The sequence below is a fragment of the Halococcus sp. AFM35 genome, assembly GCF_051195015.1.
Taxonomy (GTDB): domain Archaea; phylum Halobacteriota; class Halobacteria; order Halobacteriales; family Halococcaceae; genus Halococcus.
The window spans coordinates 179,307-200,424 of sequence record NZ_JBNTJU010000005.1; the positions used below are offsets into that span (position 1 = coordinate 179,307).

Sequence of the window (21,118 nt, forward strand, 5' to 3'; positions counted from 1 at the left end):
AAATCCCGCCCTGTGGGTCTATCCCACACGATGGGTATAGCTCACGACGGCCCCAAGGAACCCCGTCGGTCCGCCGTGACGGCGGACGAGCGACAGGAACTACAATGAACGGACGTGTCCTACAGACAGTGCTGGTGTGTATCGTGGTCGTGCTCGCGGGCTGTACGGGTCTCGGTGGTCTCGGCGGGCCGGACGAGGACGGCGAGGCCGCAGCCTCGACGCCGGGCGCTGGGACAAGCGGCGGTGCAGACGGGGGCGGCGATTCGAACGATGACTCGACCGGCGTGGGCGATGGTACGGCGAGCGGCGATGGCGGCGTGGATGACTCCAGTGATGGCCCGTCGGGCGACGGTGCAGCCAGCAGCGGTGCGAACGGTGCATCGAGCGGCGCTGCGCTGAACGCCGAAGAGGAGTGGTTCAATCTTTCGACACCGGGTCGATACGCCTTCGAGATCGAATCAGCCGAGGAGGGCACTGGAAGCATGACCTTCGAGACCACGAACGTCGCCGACGGACGGGCAACGGTGAGCGTCGAGTACGAACTCGGCGACGAATCGTTCGAATCGACCGTGACGGGGCCGGTCGGTGAGGTCGAGAGCCAACTCGTGGCGTCGCCCGCGTACGCGCACCTGCTCGCCATTCAACTCGGTGGCATCGGTGCCGGCGCGCTCGGCGGTGGCGAGGAACTCGCCGTCGGCGACGAGTTCTCCCAGCAGTCCGCCGAGGGGTCGCTGCGCATCGCGGTCGTCGGCACCGACAGCTACGCCGGCGTCGAGTGTTACGCCGTCGAGACGCGCATCAACGGGACGCTGAGCCAGGAGGTCTGCACACAGCAGGCGTTCACCAGTGCTCCGTACGTCGCCATCTACGACGAGAACGGCGACCTCACCGAGCGGGTCGAACTCGTCGAATACCGGCGCGGATAGCACTCGGTGTTCGCCGAGCGGCCACAGCCGAAAGTGCCACTCAGGCCCGGTCCGATTCCGCAGCCTCGTCGAGCGCCTCCAGGTCGCGCTCGTCGTTGTACTCGTTCGGCTCGCCCGCCTCGCCGGTGAGTTCGCCGTGGAGTGCTTCGCGGACCTCCTCGGGGGTGTCGTACTCGTCGTCGAGTCGGTCGAAGACGCTGCCCATCGATTCGGTCTCGTTCGGCATGTCGATGGGCTGGTCGGCGTACTCGGTGGCGAGTTCCTCGCTTCGCACCGGATACTGTCGGTCGCTGACATCGGCTTCGACGTCGTCGAGGATGTTCTCGACGTGTTCGGCGCGGTCGTGCTTGCGCTCCCGTGCGCGGTCGGTGTCGCGTCCGTCCTCGGGCATACGCTCCGTATGACGCCGAGAGGAAAAAGTATGTCACCGGCATCTGCAACCCGGCTGGAACGTCTGCGGTCGGCGCGCGCTCGCGCTCGTGTGCGAACGAAGTGAGCACCGAGTGCGGACGTTGCGCGAGGGATGAGCGAACGAGCGCAGCGGGTGAGCGAATCGGCTGGGGAGGCCTGTGGCGCGGTGCGGGAAGCATCGGCGATTGCACCGCGAACGAGCCGTCGGCGAGTGAGCGGGCCGACGACTGACCGAAGGAAGGAGGAGGCTTTTGGTCCAGATTTTGCAAGGGAGTGAGCGAAGCGAGCGACCGAAGCAAAAGGTAGAAGTCCGCCCTCCCCGAATTGAACGGGGGACAAGCCGATCTACAGTCGGCTGCTCTACCAGGCTGAGCTAAGGGCGGACATCACAATCAACCGGACTGTCGGACTTAACGGTTGCCATTCGTTTGTCCGACGGCCGAGAAGATTGAAGTGCGGCGGTAGCGTTGCCCCGGTGAGGATGAGCAAGATCACGTTCCGCGCCGACGACGAGCTCATCGACGAGCTCGAAACCCTGGAGACCTCCAAAAGCGAGGCGATGCGCGAGGCGCTCCGGGCGTACCTCGCGCGGAACGAGGAACCGGCGACCGACAGCCTCGACGCCATCGTCGCCGAGCGCGTCGACGAACTCATCGACGAACGAATGGATGCGTTTACGCCCTCCCAACCCCACGATGTGAACGTAAACATCACGCTCGACGGCGATTCCGTCCGAACGAACGCGGACGGTTCGGTGGAGCGTAAGACGGACCGCAGCCCGTCGCAAACGGGGTCGGACACGCGTAAAACGTGTGCGCAGTGCGGCGAGGAAATCGACGAAGAGAACGTGTACTGCCCGAACTGTGGGGAGAAGGCGGCCCACCGTGTGTTCTGTGACTGCGGCGACGAACTCCGTTCGGACTGGGGGTTCTGCCCGAGCTGCGGCCGACGCACCCCGGCGGCCGACGTCCTCGATGGAGCGTAAACGGCGTATCGAGGTCGTGCACGGCGTTTTCGTTGTCGTTCGACTCGTGTCTTACGCGAGCCGGTAGTTTTATTACACCTGCCGTGATTGCATACTTTGCGTAAGACGACCGTCTTACAGATGGCGTGGTCGGGAACGACGTCGCTCCCGGCATGCGGTTTCGGCGTGTAAGACGCGGTCGTCACAAAGGAGAAACAATGGAGCGTGTGACACTGCGAATTCCAAAACAGCAGATCGAGGAGGTCGAACGAATGGTCGAACTCGGCGAGTATCCGAATCGCAGTGAGGCGATTCGGGCGGCCGTCAGGGAGATGGTCGCCGAGGAAGGTCGGGAGGAGCGAGCGACCAAACGGCCGTTTGCGAGGGCCTGAGATGCAGGATATCGTCGAGTCGGCGCTCGAAAACGCCGAACTCGAAAAACAGCGCCGTGACGAGACGGAGTTGGAGGAGTTCGGCGACCCGCGCATCGTGGTCGTCGGCTGTGGCGGCGCGGGCAACAACACCGTCAACAGGCTCTACAACATGGGCGTCGATGGTGCCGAAACCATCGCCATCAACACCGACAAACAGCATCTCCAGATGATAGAGGCCGACACGCGCGTGCTCGTCGGGAAGTCCCTTACCCAAGGGTTGGGTGCCGGTGGCGACCCGGAGATGGGCGAGCGCGCGACCGAGATGGCCCAAGGCACCATCAAAGAAGTCCTCACAGGGGCCGACCTCGTGTTCGTCACCGCGGGCATGGGTGGCGGGACGGGGACCGGTGCCGCGCCGGTCGTCTCGAAGATCGCCAGCGACGAGGGGGCCATCGTCGTCGGAATGGTCTCGACCCCGTTCAACGTCGAGCGCGCGAGGACTGTGAAGGCCGAGGAGGGTCTCGAAGAGCTCCGCAGCGAGGCCGACTCCATCATCGTCCTCGATAACAATCGCCTGCTCGATTACGTGCCCAACCTCCCCGTCGGCAAGGCGTTCTCGGTGATGGACCAGCTCATCGCCGAGACGGTCAAGGGGATTTCGGAGACCATCACCCAGCCCTCGCTCATCAACCTCGACTACGCCGACATGACCTCCATCATGAACCAAGGCGGCGTCGCGGTGATGCTCGTCGGCGAGACCCAGGACAAGAACAAGACCGAGGAGGTCGTCAAGGACGCGATGACCCATCCACTCCTCGATGTGGACTATCGCGGCGCGTCCGGTGGATTGGTCCACATCACTGGTGGCCCCGACCTCACCCTGAAGGAAGCGGAATCAATCGCCGAGCGCGTCACCGACCGGCTCGACCCGAGCGCGAACGTCATCTGGGGGTCGCGCATCCGCGAGGAGTACAAGGGCAAAGTACGAGTAATGGCCATCATGACCGGCGTCCAGAGCGCACAGGTGCTCGGTCCCGACGCCCAACAGCAGGCCGACCGCTCGCGCGCGGCCCTCGACGAGGAGTTCGAAATGACGGCCCAGAGCGATGGCGGCCACAACGAACGCGAACAGCAGAACGGTCTCGACGTCATCCGCTAGGTTCCCCGGCCCTCCAATCACGCCAAGAGAATCACCGAACGGACGGCAAACGAACAGATATTTTTTCTGCTGGGTAGTCTCACCGTGCACCACGGCGTTTTTCCCGAAACGTTCTCGATAAAACAACCCGACAGCTCCGCACGCGCTCGCGTGTAGTACACGCCGTCAGGTCGCGTGGACCGCCTCGGTTAGCTGGCACGTCCGGCAGACCGCGCGCGTGGTGGCGTTGCCACAGCGCTCGCACTCGCCCAGACTCTCACCGTTCTCCCCGTAGGCGCTGGCGGCCAGTTTCGCCAGTTCCTCGTAGCCGGCCATGATGGAGTGGCGCGTGCCGGGGTGGCGTTCTTCCATGTCGAGGAGGAGTTCCTGAATCTCGCCGCGGTAGGCCTCCGTGGAGTGGGGGCACTCGGCCATGTGAACGGGAAGGTCGGCGAGGTGGGCGTAGAGGGCGACCTCCTTTTCCGGGACGTCCCGAAGCGGTTTCGCGCGCGGGACGAACTCCGTACTCTCCGTGCGTTCGTCGAACGGCCCGAGGCTCGCGTCGAAGTGTTTGGCCATCTGGGCGACGTCGCCCTCGAAGAAGTTCATCAGCGCGGTCTGGGCCTCGTCGTCGAGGTTGTGGCCCGTCAGGAGTTTGTCGGCGTCGAACTCGTGGGCGTAGTCGGCGAGCAGGTCCCGCCGAAAGACGCCGCAGTACGCACACGCGGCCATCCCCTCGGGGTCCGTCTCGACCACTTCGTCCATCTCCAAGTCGAACTCCTCGGTGTAGCTCACCACCTCGTGATGGATATTCAACTGTCCGGCGAGTTCGGTCGCGGCGTCGAGGCTCTCGTCGCGGTAGCCTTCGATGCCCTCGTGGATGGTGAGCGCGACCAGTTCGATGCGCGGGTCCTCGGCGAACGTCTCGTCGAGGATCGAGGTGAGCACCACGCTGTCCTTCCCGCCGGACAGTCCGATAAGCCACGTCTCGGGGTTCTCGGGCGTGGCGTCGTCGCCGATGAGACCGTCCTGCCGTATCCGCCGGCGCACGCGCTTTTCGACCGATTCCCGGAGGTGGTACTCGCAGAGGTGCGCCCCGGAGTAGGCCGCATGCAGTACCGCATCGCGGTCGCACTTGGTGCAGTTCATGGTGCGGATTACTCACCCTCCACTTTTTTACTCGTCGGGTGGCCTCCCTGCGGTCGGCGACCACTCTCTGCTCGCGGGCCGAAGGCCCGCTCGCATGGTACGAGGGACCTCCGGTCCCTCGCTACTCGCAAAAACCTGGACTAAAAAGAGCCGTTCACTCGCTTCGCTCGCTCACGGTGAACCGTGCTCACTGCGTTCGCGTGGACACCCTTCCGTGTCTGCCCCACAACACCACATACCTCCCCAGCCGATTCGCTCGTTCGTTTCGCTCACTCGCTCATCCCTCGCACGCCGATGCGCGCTCGGTTCGCTTCGCTCACACGAGCGCGAGCGCGCGCCGACCGCCATTCGTCAGCGGTGGCCATCAAGCAGTCGCTCGACGTATTTGGCTATCACGTCGACCTCGATGTTCACTCCGTCGCCGGGCGTCATCTCGTTCATCGTCGTCAGCTCGTAGGTCGTCGGAATCACGGCCACCGAAAACGATTCCTCTTCGAGATTCGCCACGGTGAGGCTGATGCCATCGACGGTTATCGACCCCTTCTCGACGACGTAGCGCGCGACGTCCTCGGGCAGCGAGAAGGTGAACTCCCAGTCCTCGCCGACCTGCTCGACCCCAAGGACTTCGGCGGTCGCATCGACGTGACCCTGCACGAAGTGGCCGTCGAGACGCCCGTCGGCGGCGAGGGCGCGTTCGAGATTGAGCGAATCGCCCCGTGTAGCCGCCGAAAGCGTCGTCCGGTCGAGGGTTTCACTCGAACAGAACAGTTCGACGGTTTCCTCGGCGCTCTCGACGGTCAAGCAGGTCCCATCGACGGCGACCGACTGCCCGTGGGTGAGACCTGCGAGGTCGGTGTCGACGTGAATTCGCCGCCCGCCCGCCTCCTTGCGCACGTCCCGAATCTCGCCCGTGGTCTCGACGACGCCGGTGAACATGGTCGCTCTACCGGTCGCCGTGGGATGAGCATGGCGCTTCCACCCGGCGGCACGCTCTTCGCGTTCAGTCACCCGCGCCGAGAGGCGACGCGCCGGCCGGAACGTGAAAGCACACGGCTTATAGACGCGCTGGGACAACCGGACCACAATGACGGACAGTAGTCGCCGACGGCGACGATTCCTGTACGAGGCTGGCGTCGCGCTGACCGCTGGCGTGCTCGCTGGCTGCACCAGCAACGGTGACTCATCGAACGGTTCGGGGCCGACCCAGACGACCGACGCCGGCGAGAGCGCCCCATCCACGGCGACGACCGGCACGGAGACGATGACCGAAGCCGAACCCACGACTGGCACGGCGACGACCGGTGGGCGGACGACCACCGGTTCGACGGACACCAGACCGGTGACCGAGCCGGCACCGCAACCGGTCGACGAGTATCTCTCGGACGCGAACTTCTACGACGGCAACATGGTCGTCGGCGTCCCGTTCGTGGCGGTCGGCGCACCCGGACCCAAGACCGGGTTCGACCCGGCAGCCATCAAGGTCGCGACCGGGACCGAGGTGACGTGGGAGTGGGCGAACGACGAACAGGCACACAGCGTCGTTTCTGCGAGCACCAGCGACGGAACCCGGGTACTCGACAGCGGTAGGCCGAAAGAAGGTACTCGCGTCACCTACCGCCACACCTTCGAGGAGCCGGGCATCTATCGGTACTACTGTGGCGTCCACCGCGCCCAGACCGCACGCGGGGCCGTCGTCGTCGCGCCGGGCAGCGACGTCGGCGGTCCCGGGGCCGGCTGATTCCGGTCGGGCGGTGACGTCCGGCACGGTCCCGGCTGCCCATGTGCGAGCCACGCCGTTTATAGTGGGTGAGTCCGTGTTTGTGGTCAATGTCCACCGATTCGCCCGTGACTCGTCTGTTCGGCGGGCCGGGCAGCGGCAAGACGACGGCGCTGCTCGACCGCGTCGAGGAGATTCTCGACCAGCCGGGCGTCACGGTTGAGGACGTCCTCGTGGTGTCGTACACCCGAGCGGCCGCGACCGAAATCAGGGAGCGCCTCGCCGAACGCCTCGACGTCAGCCCACGCTCGCTCAAAGGCAACGTCTGTACGATGCACGCCAAGGCCTACGAACTCCTGAACCTCTCTCGGGGCGATGTCGTCGGCGAGAGCGACAAAGAGGAGTTCTGCGAGTCCTATGGGCTGGAGTTCGAGGACGAATATGAAGGGTCGCGCCGCCGGAGCGCACGCTCGACCACCATCGGCAACAAGGTCATCGCCACGAGCCAGTGGCTCCAGCGCACCACCAGGGACGTGGCCGACTGGTACGACGTTCCCTTCCAGTGGAACGACGAGGAGGTGCGTCTCCCGCCGGCAATCGACGACAACGCCCAGCAGGGCAACAAGTACACGCCGACGTGGCCCTCAAGCGACGACCGCATCGACGTGCCCGAGGCGATCCGTGCGTGGCGGACGCACAAGGGTGAGGCGGGCAAAGTCGGTTTCGCGGACATGCTCGAACGGGTCGAGCAGCGCTCGCTGCTTCCCAGCGTCGATTACTTGGTCATCGACGAGTTCCAGGACATCACCACTCTCCAGTATCGCGTCTACGAGGAGTGGAAACCACACGTCGAGCGCGCGCTCATCGCCGGCGACGACGACCAGGTGGTCTATGCGTGGCAGGGTGCTGACCCACAGCTACTGCTCGAAGAGGAGGGAGAGGACGTCATCCTCGATACCTCCTATCGGCTGCCCTCGCGCGTGCTCAACGTGGTCAACCGGGAGATTCGCCACATCGAGGAACGTCAGGAAAAGAACCTCAGACCACGAATCGAGGGCGGCAGCGTCGAAGCCGTCGAGAGTCCCTCGATGCTCGACCTCGTGCGGAACGTCCGCTCCACAGTTGAAGGGAGCGACGAGACCGTGATGGTGCTGTTCCGAGCGCGCTACCAGCTCTTCCAGTTCATGGACGAGTTCATCGGCGAGGGCATCCCCTTCCGCGCGCTCACCGACCAGCGGATGTGGACCGACCGGCTCGCGGACTACGTCCGCGCCGTCGAGAAATCCGCTGCCGACGAGTCCATCACGGGACTCGAAGCCCGCCGCCTCGCCGACATGCTCGCCGATACGGCCTTCGGGACGAACAGCCGCGACGGGCTGTACGACGCACTCGACGAGCGCCAGGAGGAAGCCGGCGTCGAGGACATCGCCGACCTCGCCATCGACCCCGACCTCATCAAGGAGCACGCACCGTTCATGCCCGGACCGGCCGCGGCCGAGGACATGCTCAGAAAGACCTCGCAGTTCCAGAAGAAGTCGGTGAAGGCCTACTTCGCGGGCGACTATCAGGACGTCGACCGCGACCGCGTCCGGGTGGGTACCATCCACTCGGCGAAGGGCCGCGAAGCCGACCACGTCTTCGTCGCGACCGACCTCACCGAGAAGGTCGTCGAGCAGATGGCCGCCTCGGTCGAGGACGGCGAGAGCGTGCCCGGTGGGGAGTTTACCAAGAACACCGACCCCGTTCCCCTCTTGACCGACAACGAGCGGCGCGTGTTCTACGTCGGGATGAGCCGTGCGCGCGAGCGGCTCGTCCTCCTCGAAGACCTCGTGAGCGGTGCGCCGACGCTCCCGGTCGACGTGTTGCTCGACAACGAACCCAGCGGCGTCACGGTCGAGGACGTCCTCGCCGAGACCGAAGCGCCCGCCGCCGACTAGTTCTCGTCGTCATCCTTCACGACCGCGCCCACCGTTTTCTCGGCTGCGGCCGTCGGTACGTCGTCGGGGGTCGTGACGTACTGTTTCAGCCCGACCATCAACACGGCGACGACACAGAGGGCGATCCCAGTCATCGTTCGCCCCGAGACGACGAGGTTCACACCGAGCAGCGCGACCGGGAGCGCGAAGGCCAGCGTCACCACGAGTCCGAGCGTGTTGAGGATGCCCACGTTCGCTCTGGGTAGTGACCCCACTTACCGGCTTCGTCCCCGGCCGAAGCATTCAGTCGGCCCGCGGCGACCAGCCACAGACCGAACACGCGCTCGCATCCGGGTCGTGAAGCCCGCCACAGTCCGGACACTGCTTCTTGTTGTAGCTCTCCTCCCATCCTGGCGATTCCGTCTCGTGGCCACGCCCGGAGAGAAAGTCGTCGATGTCCGTCTCGTTCGATGCGGTCGCCATACGTGATACGGTATGGCACACCAGCCATATAGCTCTGGTGGCTGCGACACACTCCCGTAGCAACCGAAACCCGCGTGCTATCGGCTCAGAGGTCGTACAGCGCGCCGTATTTCTCCGTTACGTGGTCGAGGAAGTAGTCGGCGGTGAACGCCTCGCCGGTGGCCTCCTCGATGAGGTCCGGCGTCGTGTAGCGTTTGCCGTGACGGTGGACATTGGTAGTGAGCCAGTCGTGCAGCGGGTCGAACTCGCCCTGCTCGATGTGCCCATCGAGGTCGTCGATGTCGTCTTCGGCGCTCGCATACAACTGGGCCGCGAGCACGCTGCCGAGCGAATAGGTCGGGAAGTACCCGAAGGTGCCGTGCGACCAGTGGATGTCTTGGAGACAGCCCTCGGCGTCGGTCTCCGGTCGCACGCCGAGATACTCGTCCATCCTGTCGTTCCAGACCTGTGGAACCTCCGCCACGTCGAGGTCGCCCTCGATGAGTTCGCGCTCGATCTCGAACCGGAGGACGATATGCATGTGGTAGGTCAGTTCGTCCGCCTCGACCCGGATGAGGTTGTCGTCGTACACGCGATTGGCGGCCTCGTAGGCCTCCCGTGCGGTGACGCCGTCGAGTTGCGGGAAGCGCTCGCGGACCCGGGGCACGAACAGCGACCAGAACGGCTCCGAGCGGCCGACGTGATTCTCCCAGAGCCGCGACTGGGATTCATGCACCGAGAGATTGCGATTCTCGCCGAGTGGCGTCCCATACTCCTCGTCGGGCAGTCCCTGCGTGTAGGTCGCGTGGCCGAACTCGTGGATGGTGCTCGTGAGCGCTCCCAACACGTCTTCCTCGTCGTAGCGCGTCGTCACGCGCGCGTCGAAGGTCGTGCCCATCGAGAAGGGATGGGGTGCGGTGTCGAGGCGGCCCCGCTCCCAATCATACCCCAAGATGTCGAGCGCGTCGCGCGTGAGCTCCTCCTGCGTGTCGGCGTCGAAGCTTCCCTCGAAGGGCCGGGCGAGTTCGATGTCGCTCTCACCGACCGCATCGATGAGCGGGACGAGTTCCTCGCGCAGGCGTTCAAGGATTTGCTCGGCGGTGTCGAGACCGAGGTAGGGTTCGTAGTCCTCGAACAGGACCTCGTAGGCCGGGCGGTCGGGGTCGATGTGCTCGGCGTACTCGCGCTTGCGGTCGATGAGGTCCTCCAAAACCGGTGCGAACGTCGAGAAATCGTCCTCGGCTTTGGCCTCCTTCCAGACCGGCAGCGCCTCGCTCGTCGTCTTCGATATCTCCTCGACCAGCTCTGTGGGAACGCGCGTCGCACGCTCGTACTGGCGGCGAATCTCGCGGACAGCAGCAGCTTCCCGCTCGTCGAGGTCCGCGCTCTCGGCCGCGTCGAGCGCCTCGCCCATCGCCTCCTCGGTGAGGAGTTCGTGACTCGTCGCCGACAGCGCCGAGAGCTGTGCCGAGCGGGCGGGTGTCCCACCCTCGGGCATCATCACCTCCTGGTCCCAGTTGAGAATCCCCGCCGCGCCCTCGATGTTGCTGATGCGCTCGTAGCGCTCTGTGAGTTCCTCGTAGGCGTTGGTTGCGGTGGCATCAGTTGCCATATCCAATGGCCGGGTCGCCGACCTATCAATTCTCGGCTCCCGACGCCACGCCGCGATAGATGCCACAACAGCGCTCCAGAACGTCGAACGCAACGCTTTCGTCTTTGGTGTGCGCCTCGCCCGGTTCAGCCGGCCCACAGACCACGCAGGTGACGCCCGCCTCGGCGAGCCAGCCCGCGTCGGTCGCGTGGGGTTTCGTCACCGCTTCGGGATTGCCGTCTTGGGCCGTCTCGGCGGCCGCAAGCACCCGCTGGGCGAACGCCTCGTCGTCGCAGGCCATCGGTGGGAGGTCCTGTTCGATTGCCCATTCGACACTCTCGTCCTCGACCCGCGAGAGCGGCGCGCGCTCGCCTGGTACCGTGCGCTCGTCGACTGTCACCGAACAGGATTCGGGAATCACGTTCCACGCTGACCCGCCCTCGATTTCGGTGGCGACGACGCTGCCTTCGACTTCTTCGCCGAACACCTCCGCACCCGGTCCGTCCATCCCTCGGACCGCATCGATTGCCTCGCTCGCCCGGTAGATGGCGTTCTCGCCGGCTTCCGGTTCGCTCGCGTGCGCGGCGGTCCCGTGGGCGGTGATGGTGCTCGCGCGTCGGCCCTTGTGGGCAATTGCGACATCCGTCACTCCAGGCGCGGAGTAACCCGTCGAACCCTCGCCGACGACTGCGTAGTCGGGCGCGAATCCGTTCTCGATGGCGTGGCGCGCGCCCTCGCCGCCGATCTCCTCGCCGACGAAACTGACGAAGACGAGGTTTTCGGACTGCGCATCACGAAAGGCACACATCGCGGCCGCGACAGCGCCCTTCATGTCCGCCGCGCCGCGCCCGTAGAGGCGGCCGTCGTGCTCTTCGAGAACGTACTCACCCTCGTCGACCTGCGAGTCGTCCGGTGGCACCACGTCGTGGTGACCGACGAGCGCGAGCGATTCGCCAGTCTCTGCACCCTCGCGCCGGGCGATGACGTTACCGACTTCATCCCGAGTGACGTCGGCATCGGTCTCGCGGCGAAGCCACTCCTCGATGCAATCGCCCGCGTCTGTTTCGTCGTCGTGACTTGGAATCGAAACGAGGTCGCGGGTGAGGTCTCGTAGGTCGGACATGGCAGGTGGTCGTGCAGCGGCGCATAAGCGCTTTCGCCCGCGCTTGAACATCCTTATGCCGCTCGCCAGCCTTGTTCGCCCATGACTATCGTCCCGGACACGAGCGCCGTCATCGACGGACGGGTGTCCGAACGAGCCGAAAGCGGCGCGCTTGAGGGAGAGACGGTCGCGCTCCCCGAGGCGGTCGTCGCCGAACTCGAAGCGCAGGCCAACGACGGCCGCGAGACCGGCTGGGAGGGTCTCGACGAACTCCAGCGGCTCACGGACCTCGCCGACGACGGGGAGATCGAGGTGGAATACATCGGCCGGCGACCCACGGCGAGCGAACGCCACAGCGCCGGCGAGGGAAGCGTCGATGCACTCATCCGTGACCTCGCGGCCGGGCACGAGGCGACGCTGCTCACGAGCGACGAGGTCCAAGCCGAGGTCGCCCGTGCCACCGGACTCGCCGTCGAGTACGTCGAACCCGAACTCCGGGACGTCGGGGCGCTGGCCATCGAGGACTTTTTCGACGACGAGACGATGAGCATCCACCTCAAAACCGATGTACCGCCGATGGCCAAGCGCGGAACAGTTGGGGAGATGCAGTTTGCGGAAATCGGTGACGACCCGCTCACCGAGGCCGACCTGCGCGAGTGGATGGACGACATCGAGAGCGCCACGCGCGCGTCGAGCGATGGCTTCGTCGAACTCCAGGGCGAGGGAATGACCATCGTCCAGTTCGGCGAGTACCGCATCGCGCTCGCGCGACCGCCGTTTGCCGACGGGCTGGAAATCACGGCGGTCAGGCCAATCGCCGAGACCGACTTGGAGGACTACGACTACGCCGAGGACCTCCGCGAGCGCCTGCTCGACCACCAGCGTGGCGTGCTCATCGCGGGCGCGCCCGGCGCGGGTAAATCCACGCTTGCCGGGGCTGTCGCCGAATTCCTCGCCGATGCGGACTTCTCGGTGAAGACGATGGAGAAGCCCCGCGACTTGCAGGTGGGTCCCGACATCACCCAGTACACCGAACTCGATGGACAGATGGAGAACACGGCCGATTCGCTGCTGATGGTCCGGCCCGACTACACCATCTACGACGAGGTCAGGAAGACCGAGGACTTCTCGGTGTTTGCGGACATGCGCCTCGCGGGCGTCGGGATGGTCGGGGTCGTCCACGCGACGCGGGCCATCGATGCCCTTGGAAGATTGGTCGGTCGCGTCGAGTTGGGCATGATACCCCAAGTCGTCGACACAGTAGTATTCGTCGAGGCCGGCGAGATCGCCACCGTGTACGACGTTCAGACCGAGGTCAAAGTCCCCGAGGGGCTGATGGAAGAAGACCTCGCGCGGCCCGTCATCCAGGTCAGGGACTTCGAGACAGGTCGTCCGGAATACGAGATTTACAGTTTCAATCGGCAGGTCGTCACCGTTCCCGTGGGTGATACCGAGAGCGACGACAGCGGCGTCGACCGCATCGCAAAACAGGAAATCGAGCGCGAGATTCGCTCGGTCGCGCGCGGGAGCTGCGAGGTCGACCTCAAGAACCAGAACACCGCCGTCGTCTACGTCGAGGAAAGCGACATTTCGACGGTCATCGGCAAGGGCGGCGGGCGCATCACCGACATCGAGAACAGGCTGGGTATCGACATCGACGTGCGGACCTTCGACGAGCGACCGGGCGGGCGCTCGGGCGGTGCTGCGGGTGGCGGCAGCGGTGCGGGCGGTGCTGCGGGTGGCGGTAGCGGTGGTGGCGCAGGGAGTGCGAGCGGTGACATCGTGACACCGGAAATCACCAGCCGGCACGTCGTCATTCCGATGGAGGGCCACGCGGGCGAGACGGTCGAAGTGCAGGCAGACGGCGAGTATCTCTTCACGGCGACGGTCTCGCGGGGCGGCGAGGTCCAAGTCTCGCGCGGCAGCGCCATCGCCGAGGAATTGGAGCAGGCCATCGACCGCGGGCGGCAGGTCACGGTCGCGCCGTCGTAGGCGACCACAGCCAGCTGGATTTCGTGCGTTGTGCCGCCAGCGGCGGCCGTGCGGTTGTGGTGCGGGCCTTGGCGTCTTGCCGAGCAGAGCGAGGCAAGGCTCAGGAGAGCTTGCTCTCCTGGCGAATGAAGGGCGAACGAGCGGCGGCGGTGCGAACGAAGTGAGCACCGCCAAGCGAACGGGGAGCGAAGCGACCCGTGAGCGGAGCGAGTGAGGGCTTCGGCGGAGGCGGTGCGGTTGCGGAGCGGTCGGCTGGAGCGCGTCCGGCGTCAGCCGGACGCACGACGACGGGAAAGGTAGGTTGCGGTGCGGAAGGGCAGATAGCGGACTCAGCGCGGGCCGGGCCATGCGCCCGGCCCGCGCAATGCGTTGCGGTGCGGTCCTGGTGTCCTGCCGAGCGGAGCGAGGCAGGGCTCGGGAGAGCGACGCTCTCCCGGTGGACATGAAAAGGGCGAGCGAGCGCGCCGAGTCGTTCGAAAGGCGCTTCGCGCCTTTCGTGATGACGAGAGAGCTTCGCTCTCTCGAACCACGCGAGCGAGGGCTTTCAGGTGCGCCAGTAGGCCGGCGTGAGGAGCACCAGTACAGGGAGGATTTCGAGGCGGCCGATCCACATCAGGAAGGTCATGAGCAGTTTCGAACTGGCCGGGAAGTCGAGATAGCTGTTCATCGGACCGACGGTACCGAAGCCCGGTCCCACATTGCCGAGAGTGGCGGCGACGGCGCTCATCGCCTCGAAGGCGGGAATCTGATGGCCGACGCGCCACGCGTCCGCGACGATGAGGAGGGTAGCGACGAAGAAGAGGACGAGATAGAGTAGCGTGAACGCGTAGATGCCCCGGATGGCACGCTCGTCGATGACATGGCCACCGAGGCGCACGGGTGAGACGGCCTCGGGGTGCACAGTCGTGAAGAGTTCGCGCCGGAGGGATTTGACGATGACCACCCAGCGGACGATCTTTATCGCGCCGCCGGTCGAGCCGGCCGAACCGCCGATGAACATGCCGAACAGGAGGAGGTATTGGGCGGGCGCGCTCCACGTGTTGAAGTCCATGTTCGCGTAGCCGGTGGTGGTGATGACCGAGACGACGTTGAACAGTCCGTGACGGATCGAATCCTCGGCCTCGCCGACTATCGGCGGCACCTCCGTCGGAACGGTCTCGATGCCCGTCCCCACAAAGAGCAGTCCCGCGACGAGTGCCGTGAGGACGCCGATGACCCCGACGTACGAGCGGAACTCGGTGTCGCCGGTCAGTTCCCGTGGGTCGCCGCTCAGGACGTGCCAGAATAGCGCGAAGTTGGTGCCGGCGGCGACCATGAAGGGGATGATGAGCCACTGCACCGCCGCGGAGAACGCCTCAATCGACCGGGCTTCGGGCGAGAATCCGCCCGTGGGCATCGTCGTGAGCGGATGAGCGATGGCGTTGTACAGTCCCATGTTCGGGGCGAGCCCGGCGAGATGCAGCCCGTAGAGCAAGAGCATCTCCAGGAGGGTGAAGCCCAAATAGGCGAGCCAGAGCACGCGCGCGGTCTCGGCGATGCGCGGCGTGAGCTTCTCGATGCCCGGGCCGGGCGCTTCGGCATCCATCAGCTGTGCGCCGCCGACCGAGAGTTCGGGGAGGATGGCCACGGCAAGCACGACGATACCCATCCCGCCGAGCCACTGGGTGAGCTGTCGCCACAGGAGCAGGGCGTGCGAATGCTGCTCGAAGGATATCTCGCCCATCACCGTCGCCCCGGTGGTGGTGAACCCGCTCATCGACTCAAAGAGGGCGTTCTCGGGCTGGGCGAGGGTGGATTCGGTGCCGACGAACCCCGCAACGAGGTAGGGCACCATCCCGACGAGCGCAACCACCAACCATGTGAGCGCGACCATCAGAAACCCCTCGCGCGCGCCGAGGTCGGGATCCGGTTCGACGCGTTCGAGCGCCACCCCGACGACCACAGTAATGACGAACGCGACGGCGAACGTCAGCACGTCCCGCTCGTAGAACAGCGCCACCGCGAGCGGGACGAGCAGCGTCGCCGAGAGGTACTTCACTACCGTGCCGACGAGACCGACGCTCGTCCGCCAATCGACGCGCAGCCGTCCCATCGACCACAGTGAAGCCACGTTCGGGTTGGTGACTGTCGCCCGGATTAGTCCATCGCTCTACGACCGCCAGAACGCGCGCGTGAAGAGCACGAGCACGGGCAGGATTTCGATACGCCCGAGCCACATTAACACTGTCATGACGAGCTTCGTCGAGGCGGGAAAGCCCGCGTAACTGCCGTAGGGACCGGCGAAGCCGAAGGCCGGACCGATGTTGAGGAAGGTAGAGGCCGCCGCGCCCATCGCCTCGAACTCGCTGAGGGCGAGGCCGGCCCGTGCCGCATCGACGACGACGAACACCGTCAGCAGCGAGAAAATCACGATGCTCACGAGCGTGTAGGTGTAGATGTCTCGGATGGTGCTCTCGTCGACCGGCGACCCCGTGAGGCGCACCGGACGAATCGCCTCGGGATGGATGGCGGTGAAGAGGTCGCGCCGAAAGGCCTTCAGCACGACCAGCCAGCGCACGGTCTTGATGGAGCAGGTCGTCGAACCGGCCATCCCGCCGACGAACATCCCGAGAAAGAGGACGTGTCGGGGCAGCGTCGACCACGCGTCGAAATCGACCGTCGCATACCCAGTGGTGGTGACGATGGAGACCACCTGAAAGAGCGCGTGACGCAGCGTCGCCTCCACGGTTACGAACCGGCCGTTGAGGGCGAGCGACGCGGCGACGAGCGCGGTCGCGCCGAGGACGACGGTGAGATAGAAGCGAAACTCCTCGCTGTTTCGCAGCCGGCTCGGGTCGCCCTGTAACAGATGGTAGAGCAACACGAAGTTGGTCGCGCCGACGAACATGAACGGGATGACCGCCCACTGGACCGCCGGCGAGAACGCGCCGATGCTCGCGGCCCTCGGGGAAAAGCCCGCCGTCGAGACCGCGGTGAGCGCGTGCGCCACCGCGTCGTAGAGCGTCATCGCCGGCGCGACGCCAGCGAGATACAGCGCGAACAGGACGACCACCATCAATCCCGTGAGACCGGCGTAGATACCACCGAGCAGACGAGCCGTACTGGCGATTTTGGGCGTGAGCTTGGTGACGTCCTGTGTCTGGGTTTCGGTCTCCATCAGCTGTGCGCCGCTGACCGCAAGCTCCGAGAGTAGCCCGACCGCGAGCACCAGCACCCCGAGCCCGCCGAGCCACTGGAGGACGCTCCGCCAGAGCAGTATCGACCGCGAATGGACACTGAAGTCGGCGATGACGGTCGCGCCAGTGGTAGTGATACCGCTCATCGACTCGAAGAGGGCGTTCACGGGAGTGGCGAGCGTGCCCGCGCCGACCAGAACGAACGGAACGGTCCCGACGAGCGCGACCGCGAGCCATGCGAGCGCCACCAGCAAGAACGCCTCGCGCGGGCCGGGCGTCGAGCGCTCGTAGCGCGCCAGCCCGGTGCCGACGGCGAGCGAGAGCACCATCGGGGTGGCGAACGGGAGGAGTGGGTCGCCGTAGAGGGCGGCAACCCCGATGAGTGCGGAAAGCGGGATTGACAGGGCTTGGAGAACGGTGCCGAGGAGGCTCGCGCTCGTGCGGACGTCGACCCGAATCGCCATCAGATGCGGCTCGCCACCGCGTCGACGTCGCTGGTTTCGGCGAAGACGACGACGTGGTCGCCGACCTCGACCACCGTATCGCCCCGCGGCGTGATGAACTCGCCGTCGCGCGTTATCGCGCCGATGGTCACGCGCGCGGGAAGCTCGGCGGCGGCGTCGCTGATGGGGCGGCCGGCGAGGGCGCTGTCGTCGTCGATTTCGATTTCGAGCACCTCCGCGCGGTCGTGGTCGATGATGGCGATGTTTTCCATGTGGCCGTCGAGGGTAAAGCGGATTATCTCCTCGGCGGTCGCATCGCGCGGGTTGATGGCCGCGCCGACGCCGACCGCCTCGAAGAGGTCGGTGTACTCGGCGCTCTCGACGACCGCCACCGTCCGAGAGACGCCGACGCGCGTGGCGAGCAGCGAGGCCAGCAGGTTCTTCTCGTCGGAGCCGAGCGCGGCAATGGCCACGTCCGCGTCGCCGACGTGTTCGCGGGCAAGGAACTCCCGGTCGGTGGCGTCGCTCGACATGACGGTAGTATGGGGAAGGGCCTCGGCGAGTTCGCGGGCGCGCACCTCGTCGCGCTCGATGAGTCGGGGGTGCAGCCCCCGGTCTTCGAGCAGGTGGGCCGTCTGAACGGCGATTTCGCTCCCGCCGATGATGACGACGTCCTGTCCGTCGCTGTCGCGGTCGGGCGCGAGTCCGGCGGCGAACGCGCGCGTGCTCTCGGGACTACCGATGACGACTATCTCGTCGCCGGCTTCGAGTCTCGTCTCGCCTTCCGGGATGAGGACACTCTCCTCGCGGAGCACGGCCGCGACGGTGAGTTCGCTGAAGTGGTCGGCCTCGGCGACCGTCCGGCCCGCAATGGGGCTGTCGTCGGGGATGCAGAACTCCGCCAGCAGGACGCCGCCTTCGGCGAAGATGTCGACGTTCTGGGCGGCCGGTAGCCCGATGACGCGGGTGATGGTCTCGGCGGCCAGCAGGTTCGTCGACACCATGAAGTCGACGCCGAAGGCACCGCCGGATTCCTCCCAGGTGTCGAGGTAGTTCGTCGACCTGACCCGGGCGATGGTGAACGCGTCGCTCGCGGTCTTGGCCGTCGCGCAGGTGACGATGTTCGTCTCGTCGTCGTCGGTGCTCGCGATGAGCATGTCGGCCGTCTCGATGTTCGCCTCCCGCAGCGTCGAAAGCGACGTGCCGTCGCCCTCGATGGCGAGCACGTCCAGCGAGTAGGTGAGCGACTCGACGCGGCCATCGTCGGTGTCGACCACGACGACCTCGTGGTCGTCGGCGAGGCTCTCGGCAATCGAGGAGCCGACCTGCCCGGCTCCGACGATGATCACGCGCACGGGTATCGCCCTCTGACCATACCGGGAGTTCTCGGCGGCGAGTAAGTGGATTTCCCTTCCGTGGTCGCCTCACTCCGTGACCGTGACCGTGCCGACCATGCCGGAGGCCACGTGTGGAATACAAACGTACGTATACTCCCCGGGCGTCTCGAAGGTGTGTTCGTAGGTCTCTCCCTCCGGGACCACGGCGTAGAGGTCGCCGCTCTCGTAGGAGGCAAAGGGTTTCGCGCCGTTTGGAATGCTCACTTTCTCGCTGTCCTTCGGGACCGCGCTGACGTTGTGGCCGGCGCTTTTGAACTCCCAGACCACCGTGTCGCCGACCCCGACCTCGACCGCCGTCGGTTCGAAGACGAGTCTCCCGTTCGGGCCGGCCGCAACCGTCGTCTCGCCGCCAGTGGCGCTGCCGCCACCGCTGCTCCCGCTCGTCGTCTCGCTGCCGCCGGTCGTTCGGTCGCCCCTGTTGGTGGTGTTCGCACTGGCGCTCCCGTCGTTCGTCGTCCCACCACCGGTGCTCTCGGTGGTGCCGCCGGCACTGTCGCCGCTCCCACCGGAGGAACCGCCGGTGCTACAGCCCGCCGCGAGTGCGGCACTGGCCGTGCCGATGCCAGCGAGGAACCGTCGCCGACTCGTTCGTTGCATCGCCGATGACTTCCACGAGGACGGACAAAAGGCGTTGGATATCGTTCGCGTTCGGCGGCTCGCGTTATCGACAGTCACGATTTCACAGCGAGGTCGTCCGCGTGGTCGCCGTTTTCGTCGGCGATTACTCGCTCCCGACGCCGGCCGCCAACCGCGCTCTATCGGCGCGCCGTGGGGGAGGGGAAGGGTTCAATCGACGGCTCCCCGGAGATACGTTTATTACCGACGTGACGAAACATCACGTGGATGGACACCGAGCGGCTCGTCGAACTCGTCAGGCGTGCGCCAGTGCTCGCAGCGCTACAGGAAGCCGGGTCGATGGACCGACGCGAACTCGAAGCACACCTCGACGTCTCGAAATCAACAGTACACCGCCTCACGCGCTCGCTTCGGGAGCACGGTCTCATCGAGCGTGAGGCGGGTGCGTTCGTACTCACGCCGTTAGGAGCGGTGTGTGCGACGGAAGTCACGGCGTTCGCGGCGACCATCGAGGCGGTGTGGGACCTCGCGCCGGTGGTGGCGGCTGCACACGCAAACGACATCGCCTTCGACGTGCGGGCGTTCGCCGATGCGACCGTCACGACCGCCGCACCCGGCAATCCGTATCGGCCGGTCGAGCGGTTCATGACGCTCGTCGGGAACACCGACGAACTCCGTGGTCTCGACCCGGCGACCATCAACCCGCTGCACATCGACGCCCTCTACGAGCGCATCGTCGAGGGGATGGCGACCGAGGTCGTCTTCCCGCCGAGCGTCGTCGAAGGGCTTCTCGATGCGAACCCCGAGCGTGCCGAACGAGTCTTCGCGAGCGGCAACTTCTCGATACTGGTCCACGACGACCTGCCGTTCGGGCTGACGCTCTGTGCGGAGCGTGTCGGCGTCGGCATCTACGACGAGGACACCGGTCTCCTGCGAACGTACGCCGACACCGACGCGCCCGCCGCCCGCGAGTGGGCCGAAGACCTCTATGCGAGCTACCGCGCGGCCGCGACACCGCTCGGCGACCACGCCGACCTCTCACGACTCTCCCCGGATACGGCGCTCGGCGAGCACGAGTAGGCCGGTTCAGCGGTCGTGCTGGTCACCGACCTTTTACTGTCACTACATACCGCGGTCATCGCGTCCACGCCCACTATTGTGATAATATATCACGGTGGCATAAGGATTATTAATACTGGCGGAGTACACGGTGGTATGTACGATGTCGTCGAGGAGTCGGGGAACGAATCGACCTACGAGTGCCTCCAGTGTGGCAAAATCGTCGAGCGAAAGACGCATCCGGGCGAGTGTTCCTGTGGTGGGAGCTTCCAGAACCGGGCGATGTCGCTCGAATAGGCCGTGTGTAAAACCAGTAGATTGAGGGATGGTGGCCGTCATTCCATGCTATGAGCCTCGAACGCGAACAGCGCTGTCCGGTGTGTGACGACCAGCAACTGTTCTATCGTGCCGCGAGCACGACGCTCCATCTCGGCGAGAAGGCGAAATGGCGCTGTCCCGACTGTGGGTACGGGTTCGTCACCATCGGCGAGGAGATAGACTCAAGCGCATCCGCCTAACGCCGGCAGCTATCGTCAATACGTTTTTGTCGTGGCGGCTGCTCACAGTATGTAACGGGATATGCCGGTACATGAAGGGTCTCCACAGAGGCGGATATCGATGATACGGCCAACCTTCGAGCGGTCACCGGAGGGGTTGGCGGTGGTGGACCCGATAGAGCGCCATCGGTACGTGTTGTCGACGGGGGCGGTCGTGCCGGAGCCGGC

General features: G+C 65.6%; 21 protein-coding genes and 1 tRNA gene. 10 read left to right on the forward strand and 12 right to left on the reverse strand.

Annotation, left to right across the window (positions count from 1 at the left end; genetic code table 11):
- Positions 1-104: 104 nt before the first annotated feature.
- Positions 105-926 carry a hypothetical protein gene (locus ACQUQO_RS06175; protein WP_435077090.1) on the forward strand — a complete coding sequence of 274 codons (822 nt, stop codon included), beginning with the start codon at positions 105-107 and terminating at the stop codon, positions 924-926.
- 40 nt (positions 927-966) lie between these two features.
- Here ACQUQO_RS06175 and ACQUQO_RS06180 read toward each other — a convergent pair whose 3' ends face one another.
- Both ACQUQO_RS06180 and ACQUQO_RS06185 read right to left on the reverse strand, forming a co-directional pair.
- On the reverse strand, positions 967-1,317 hold the full coding sequence (locus ACQUQO_RS06180) for a hypothetical protein (protein WP_435077091.1): 351 nt from the start codon (positions 1,315-1,317) through the stop codon (positions 967-969).
- A 329-nt stretch (positions 1,318-1,646) separates the two neighbouring features.
- Positions 1,647-1,720 (reverse strand) — tRNA-Tyr (locus ACQUQO_RS06185).
- A gap of 98 nt (positions 1,721-1,818) precedes the next feature.
- Between ACQUQO_RS06185 and ACQUQO_RS06190 the strand changes: the two genes are divergently transcribed.
- The 3 genes from ACQUQO_RS06190 to ftsZ all read left to right on the forward strand — a co-directional run bounded on the left by ACQUQO_RS06190 (position 1,819) and on the right by ftsZ (position 3,834).
- The gene (locus tag ACQUQO_RS06190; protein ID WP_435077092.1) at positions 1,819-2,322 is read left to right on the forward strand and encodes a double zinc ribbon domain-containing protein; all 504 of its coding nucleotides are present in this window, start codon (positions 1,819-1,821) and stop codon (positions 2,320-2,322) included.
- Between the two features lie 197 nt (positions 2,323-2,519).
- On the forward strand, positions 2,520-2,693 hold the full coding sequence (locus ACQUQO_RS06195) for a ribbon-helix-helix domain-containing protein (protein WP_435077093.1): 174 nt from the start codon (positions 2,520-2,522) through the stop codon (positions 2,691-2,693).
- Position 2,694: 1 nt separating this feature from the next.
- Positions 2,695-3,834, forward strand: coding sequence for a cell division protein FtsZ (ftsZ, locus tag ACQUQO_RS06200; protein WP_435077094.1), 1,140 nt, complete (start codon positions 2,695-2,697; stop codon positions 3,832-3,834).
- Positions 3,835-3,999: 165 nt separating this feature from the next.
- Here the strand turns inward: ftsZ and ncsA are convergent, their stop codons facing one another.
- Both ncsA and ACQUQO_RS06210 read right to left on the reverse strand, forming a co-directional pair.
- Positions 4,000-4,962 carry a tRNA 2-thiolation protein NcsA gene (gene ncsA / locus ACQUQO_RS06205; RefSeq protein ID WP_435077095.1) on the reverse strand — a complete coding sequence of 321 codons (963 nt, stop codon included), beginning with the start codon at positions 4,960-4,962 and terminating at the stop codon, positions 4,000-4,002.
- Positions 4,963-5,313: 351 nt separating this feature from the next.
- Complete coding sequence (locus tag ACQUQO_RS06210; RefSeq protein WP_435077096.1) at positions 5,314-5,898, reverse strand: riboflavin synthase; 585 nt, start codon at positions 5,896-5,898, stop codon at positions 5,314-5,316.
- A gap of 148 nt (positions 5,899-6,046) precedes the next feature.
- Here ACQUQO_RS06210 and ACQUQO_RS06215 point away from each other — a divergent pair, with 148 nt between their 5' ends.
- Positions 6,047-6,700, forward strand: a complete 654-nt coding sequence (locus ACQUQO_RS06215) for a plastocyanin/azurin family copper-binding protein (protein WP_435077097.1) — start codon at positions 6,047-6,049, stop codon at positions 6,698-6,700.
- Between the two features lie 89 nt (positions 6,701-6,789).
- Positions 6,790-8,616: a UvrD-helicase domain-containing protein gene (locus ACQUQO_RS06220; protein ID WP_435077098.1), complete on the forward strand. Its 1,827-nt coding sequence runs from the start codon at positions 6,790-6,792 to the stop codon at positions 8,614-8,616.
- Here ACQUQO_RS06220 and ACQUQO_RS06225 read toward each other — a convergent pair.
- The 4 genes from ACQUQO_RS06225 to ACQUQO_RS06240 all read right to left on the reverse strand — a co-directional run bounded on the left by ACQUQO_RS06225 (position 8,613) and on the right by ACQUQO_RS06240 (position 11,771).
- Complete coding sequence (locus tag ACQUQO_RS06225; protein ID WP_435077099.1) at positions 8,613-8,846, reverse strand: DUF7533 family protein; 234 nt, start codon at positions 8,844-8,846, stop codon at positions 8,613-8,615. The two genes, ACQUQO_RS06220 and ACQUQO_RS06225, sit on opposite strands and share 4 nt — an antisense overlap.
- Before the next feature lie 52 nt (positions 8,847-8,898).
- The gene (locus ACQUQO_RS06230; protein ID WP_435077100.1) at positions 8,899-9,078 is read right to left on the reverse strand and encodes an HVO_0416 family zinc finger protein; all 180 of its coding nucleotides are present in this window, start codon (positions 9,076-9,078) and stop codon (positions 8,899-8,901) included.
- A gap of 85 nt (positions 9,079-9,163) precedes the next feature.
- Positions 9,164-10,669 (reverse strand): carboxypeptidase M32, encoded by a 1,506-nt coding sequence (locus ACQUQO_RS06235; RefSeq protein WP_435077101.1) that lies wholly within the window; start codon positions 10,667-10,669, stop codon positions 9,164-9,166.
- Positions 10,670-10,694: 25 nt separating this feature from the next.
- Entirely contained in the window at positions 10,695-11,771 is a 1,077-nt protein-coding gene (locus tag ACQUQO_RS06240; RefSeq protein WP_435077102.1) for a M20 family metallopeptidase, read from the reverse strand.
- A gap of 81 nt (positions 11,772-11,852) precedes the next feature.
- Here ACQUQO_RS06240 and ACQUQO_RS06245 point away from each other — a divergent pair, with 81 nt between their 5' ends.
- Complete coding sequence (locus tag ACQUQO_RS06245; RefSeq protein WP_435077103.1) at positions 11,853-13,742, forward strand: PINc/VapC family ATPase; 1,890 nt, start codon at positions 11,853-11,855, stop codon at positions 13,740-13,742.
- 544 nt (positions 13,743-14,286) lie between these two features.
- Here ACQUQO_RS06245 and ACQUQO_RS06250 read toward each other — a convergent pair.
- The 4 genes from ACQUQO_RS06250 to ACQUQO_RS06265 all read right to left on the reverse strand — a co-directional run bounded on the left by ACQUQO_RS06250 (position 14,287) and on the right by ACQUQO_RS06265 (position 19,355).
- A complete protein-coding gene (locus tag ACQUQO_RS06250) occupies positions 14,287-15,834 on the reverse strand; it encodes a TrkH family potassium uptake protein (protein ID WP_435077117.1) in 1,548 nt (515 codons plus the stop codon).
- Between the two features lie 57 nt (positions 15,835-15,891).
- Positions 15,892-17,382 carry a TrkH family potassium uptake protein gene (locus tag ACQUQO_RS06255; RefSeq protein WP_435077104.1) on the reverse strand — a complete coding sequence of 497 codons (1,491 nt, stop codon included), beginning with the start codon at positions 17,380-17,382 and terminating at the stop codon, positions 15,892-15,894.
- Positions 17,382-18,716 (reverse strand): Trk system potassium transporter TrkA, encoded by a 1,335-nt coding sequence (gene trkA / locus ACQUQO_RS06260; RefSeq protein WP_435077105.1) that lies wholly within the window; start codon positions 18,714-18,716, stop codon positions 17,382-17,384. Before trkA ends, ACQUQO_RS06255 begins: the two co-directional genes overlap by 1 nt.
- A 69-nt stretch (positions 18,717-18,785) precedes the next feature.
- Positions 18,786-19,355, reverse strand: coding sequence for a plastocyanin/azurin family copper-binding protein (locus ACQUQO_RS06265; RefSeq protein WP_435077106.1), 570 nt, complete (start codon positions 19,353-19,355; stop codon positions 18,786-18,788).
- A 246-nt stretch (positions 19,356-19,601) separates the two neighbouring features.
- Here ACQUQO_RS06265 and ACQUQO_RS06270 point away from each other — a divergent pair, with 246 nt between their 5' ends.
- From ACQUQO_RS06270 to ACQUQO_RS06280, 3 genes are all read left to right on the forward strand, one after another.
- Positions 19,602-20,414, forward strand: a complete 813-nt coding sequence (locus ACQUQO_RS06270) for a helix-turn-helix transcriptional regulator (protein WP_435077107.1) — start codon at positions 19,602-19,604, stop codon at positions 20,412-20,414.
- 135 nt (positions 20,415-20,549) lie between these two features.
- Positions 20,550-20,690 carry a rubrerythrin-like domain-containing protein gene (locus tag ACQUQO_RS06275; RefSeq protein WP_435077108.1) on the forward strand — a complete coding sequence of 47 codons (141 nt, stop codon included), beginning with the start codon at positions 20,550-20,552 and terminating at the stop codon, positions 20,688-20,690.
- Positions 20,691-20,740: 50 nt separating this feature from the next.
- Entirely contained in the window at positions 20,741-20,911 is a 171-nt protein-coding gene (locus tag ACQUQO_RS06280) for a hypothetical protein (protein WP_435077109.1), read from the forward strand.
- The last annotated feature ends 207 nt before the right edge of the window (positions 20,912-21,118 follow it).

Coding starts and splice junctions, on each gene's coding strand:
- ACQUQO_RS06175 (WP_435077090.1), top strand. CDS start 105: ATGAACGGACGTGTCCTACAGACAGTGCTGGTGTGTATCGTGGTCGTG.
- ACQUQO_RS06180 (WP_435077091.1), bottom strand. CDS start 1,317: ATGCCCGAGGACGGACGCGACACCGACCGCGCACGGGAGCGCAAGCAC.
- ACQUQO_RS06190 (WP_435077092.1), top strand. CDS start 1,819: ATGAGCAAGATCACGTTCCGCGCCGACGACGAGCTCATCGACGAGCTC.
- ACQUQO_RS06195 (WP_435077093.1), top strand. CDS start 2,520: ATGGAGCGTGTGACACTGCGAATTCCAAAACAGCAGATCGAGGAGGTC.
- ftsZ (WP_435077094.1), top strand. CDS start 2,695: ATGCAGGATATCGTCGAGTCGGCGCTCGAAAACGCCGAACTCGAAAAA.
- ncsA (WP_435077095.1), bottom strand. CDS start 4,962: ATGAACTGCACCAAGTGCGACCGCGATGCGGTACTGCATGCGGCCTAC.
- ACQUQO_RS06210 (WP_435077096.1), bottom strand. CDS start 5,898: ATGTTCACCGGCGTCGTCGAGACCACGGGCGAGATTCGGGACGTGCGC.
- ACQUQO_RS06215 (WP_435077097.1), top strand. CDS start 6,047: ATGACGGACAGTAGTCGCCGACGGCGACGATTCCTGTACGAGGCTGGC.
- ACQUQO_RS06220 (WP_435077098.1), top strand. CDS start 6,790: ATGTCCACCGATTCGCCCGTGACTCGTCTGTTCGGCGGGCCGGGCAGC.
- ACQUQO_RS06230 (WP_435077100.1), bottom strand. CDS start 9,078: ATGGCGACCGCATCGAACGAGACGGACATCGACGACTTTCTCTCCGGG.
- ACQUQO_RS06235 (WP_435077101.1), bottom strand. CDS start 10,669: ATGGCAACTGATGCCACCGCAACCAACGCCTACGAGGAACTCACAGAG.
- ACQUQO_RS06240 (WP_435077102.1), bottom strand. CDS start 11,771: ATGTCCGACCTACGAGACCTCACCCGCGACCTCGTTTCGATTCCAAGT.
- ACQUQO_RS06245 (WP_435077103.1), top strand. CDS start 11,853: ATGACTATCGTCCCGGACACGAGCGCCGTCATCGACGGACGGGTGTCC.
- ACQUQO_RS06250 (WP_435077117.1), bottom strand. CDS start 15,834: ATGGGACGGCTGCGCGTCGATTGGCGGACGAGCGTCGGTCTCGTCGGC.
- ACQUQO_RS06255 (WP_435077104.1), bottom strand. CDS start 17,382: ATGGCGATTCGGGTCGACGTCCGCACGAGCGCGAGCCTCCTCGGCACC.
- ACQUQO_RS06265 (WP_435077106.1), bottom strand. CDS start 19,355: ATGCAACGAACGAGTCGGCGACGGTTCCTCGCTGGCATCGGCACGGCC.
- ACQUQO_RS06270 (WP_435077107.1), top strand. CDS start 19,602: ATGGACACCGAGCGGCTCGTCGAACTCGTCAGGCGTGCGCCAGTGCTC.
- ACQUQO_RS06275 (WP_435077108.1), top strand. CDS start 20,550: ATGTACGATGTCGTCGAGGAGTCGGGGAACGAATCGACCTACGAGTGC.
- ACQUQO_RS06280 (WP_435077109.1), top strand. CDS start 20,741: ATGAGCCTCGAACGCGAACAGCGCTGTCCGGTGTGTGACGACCAGCAA.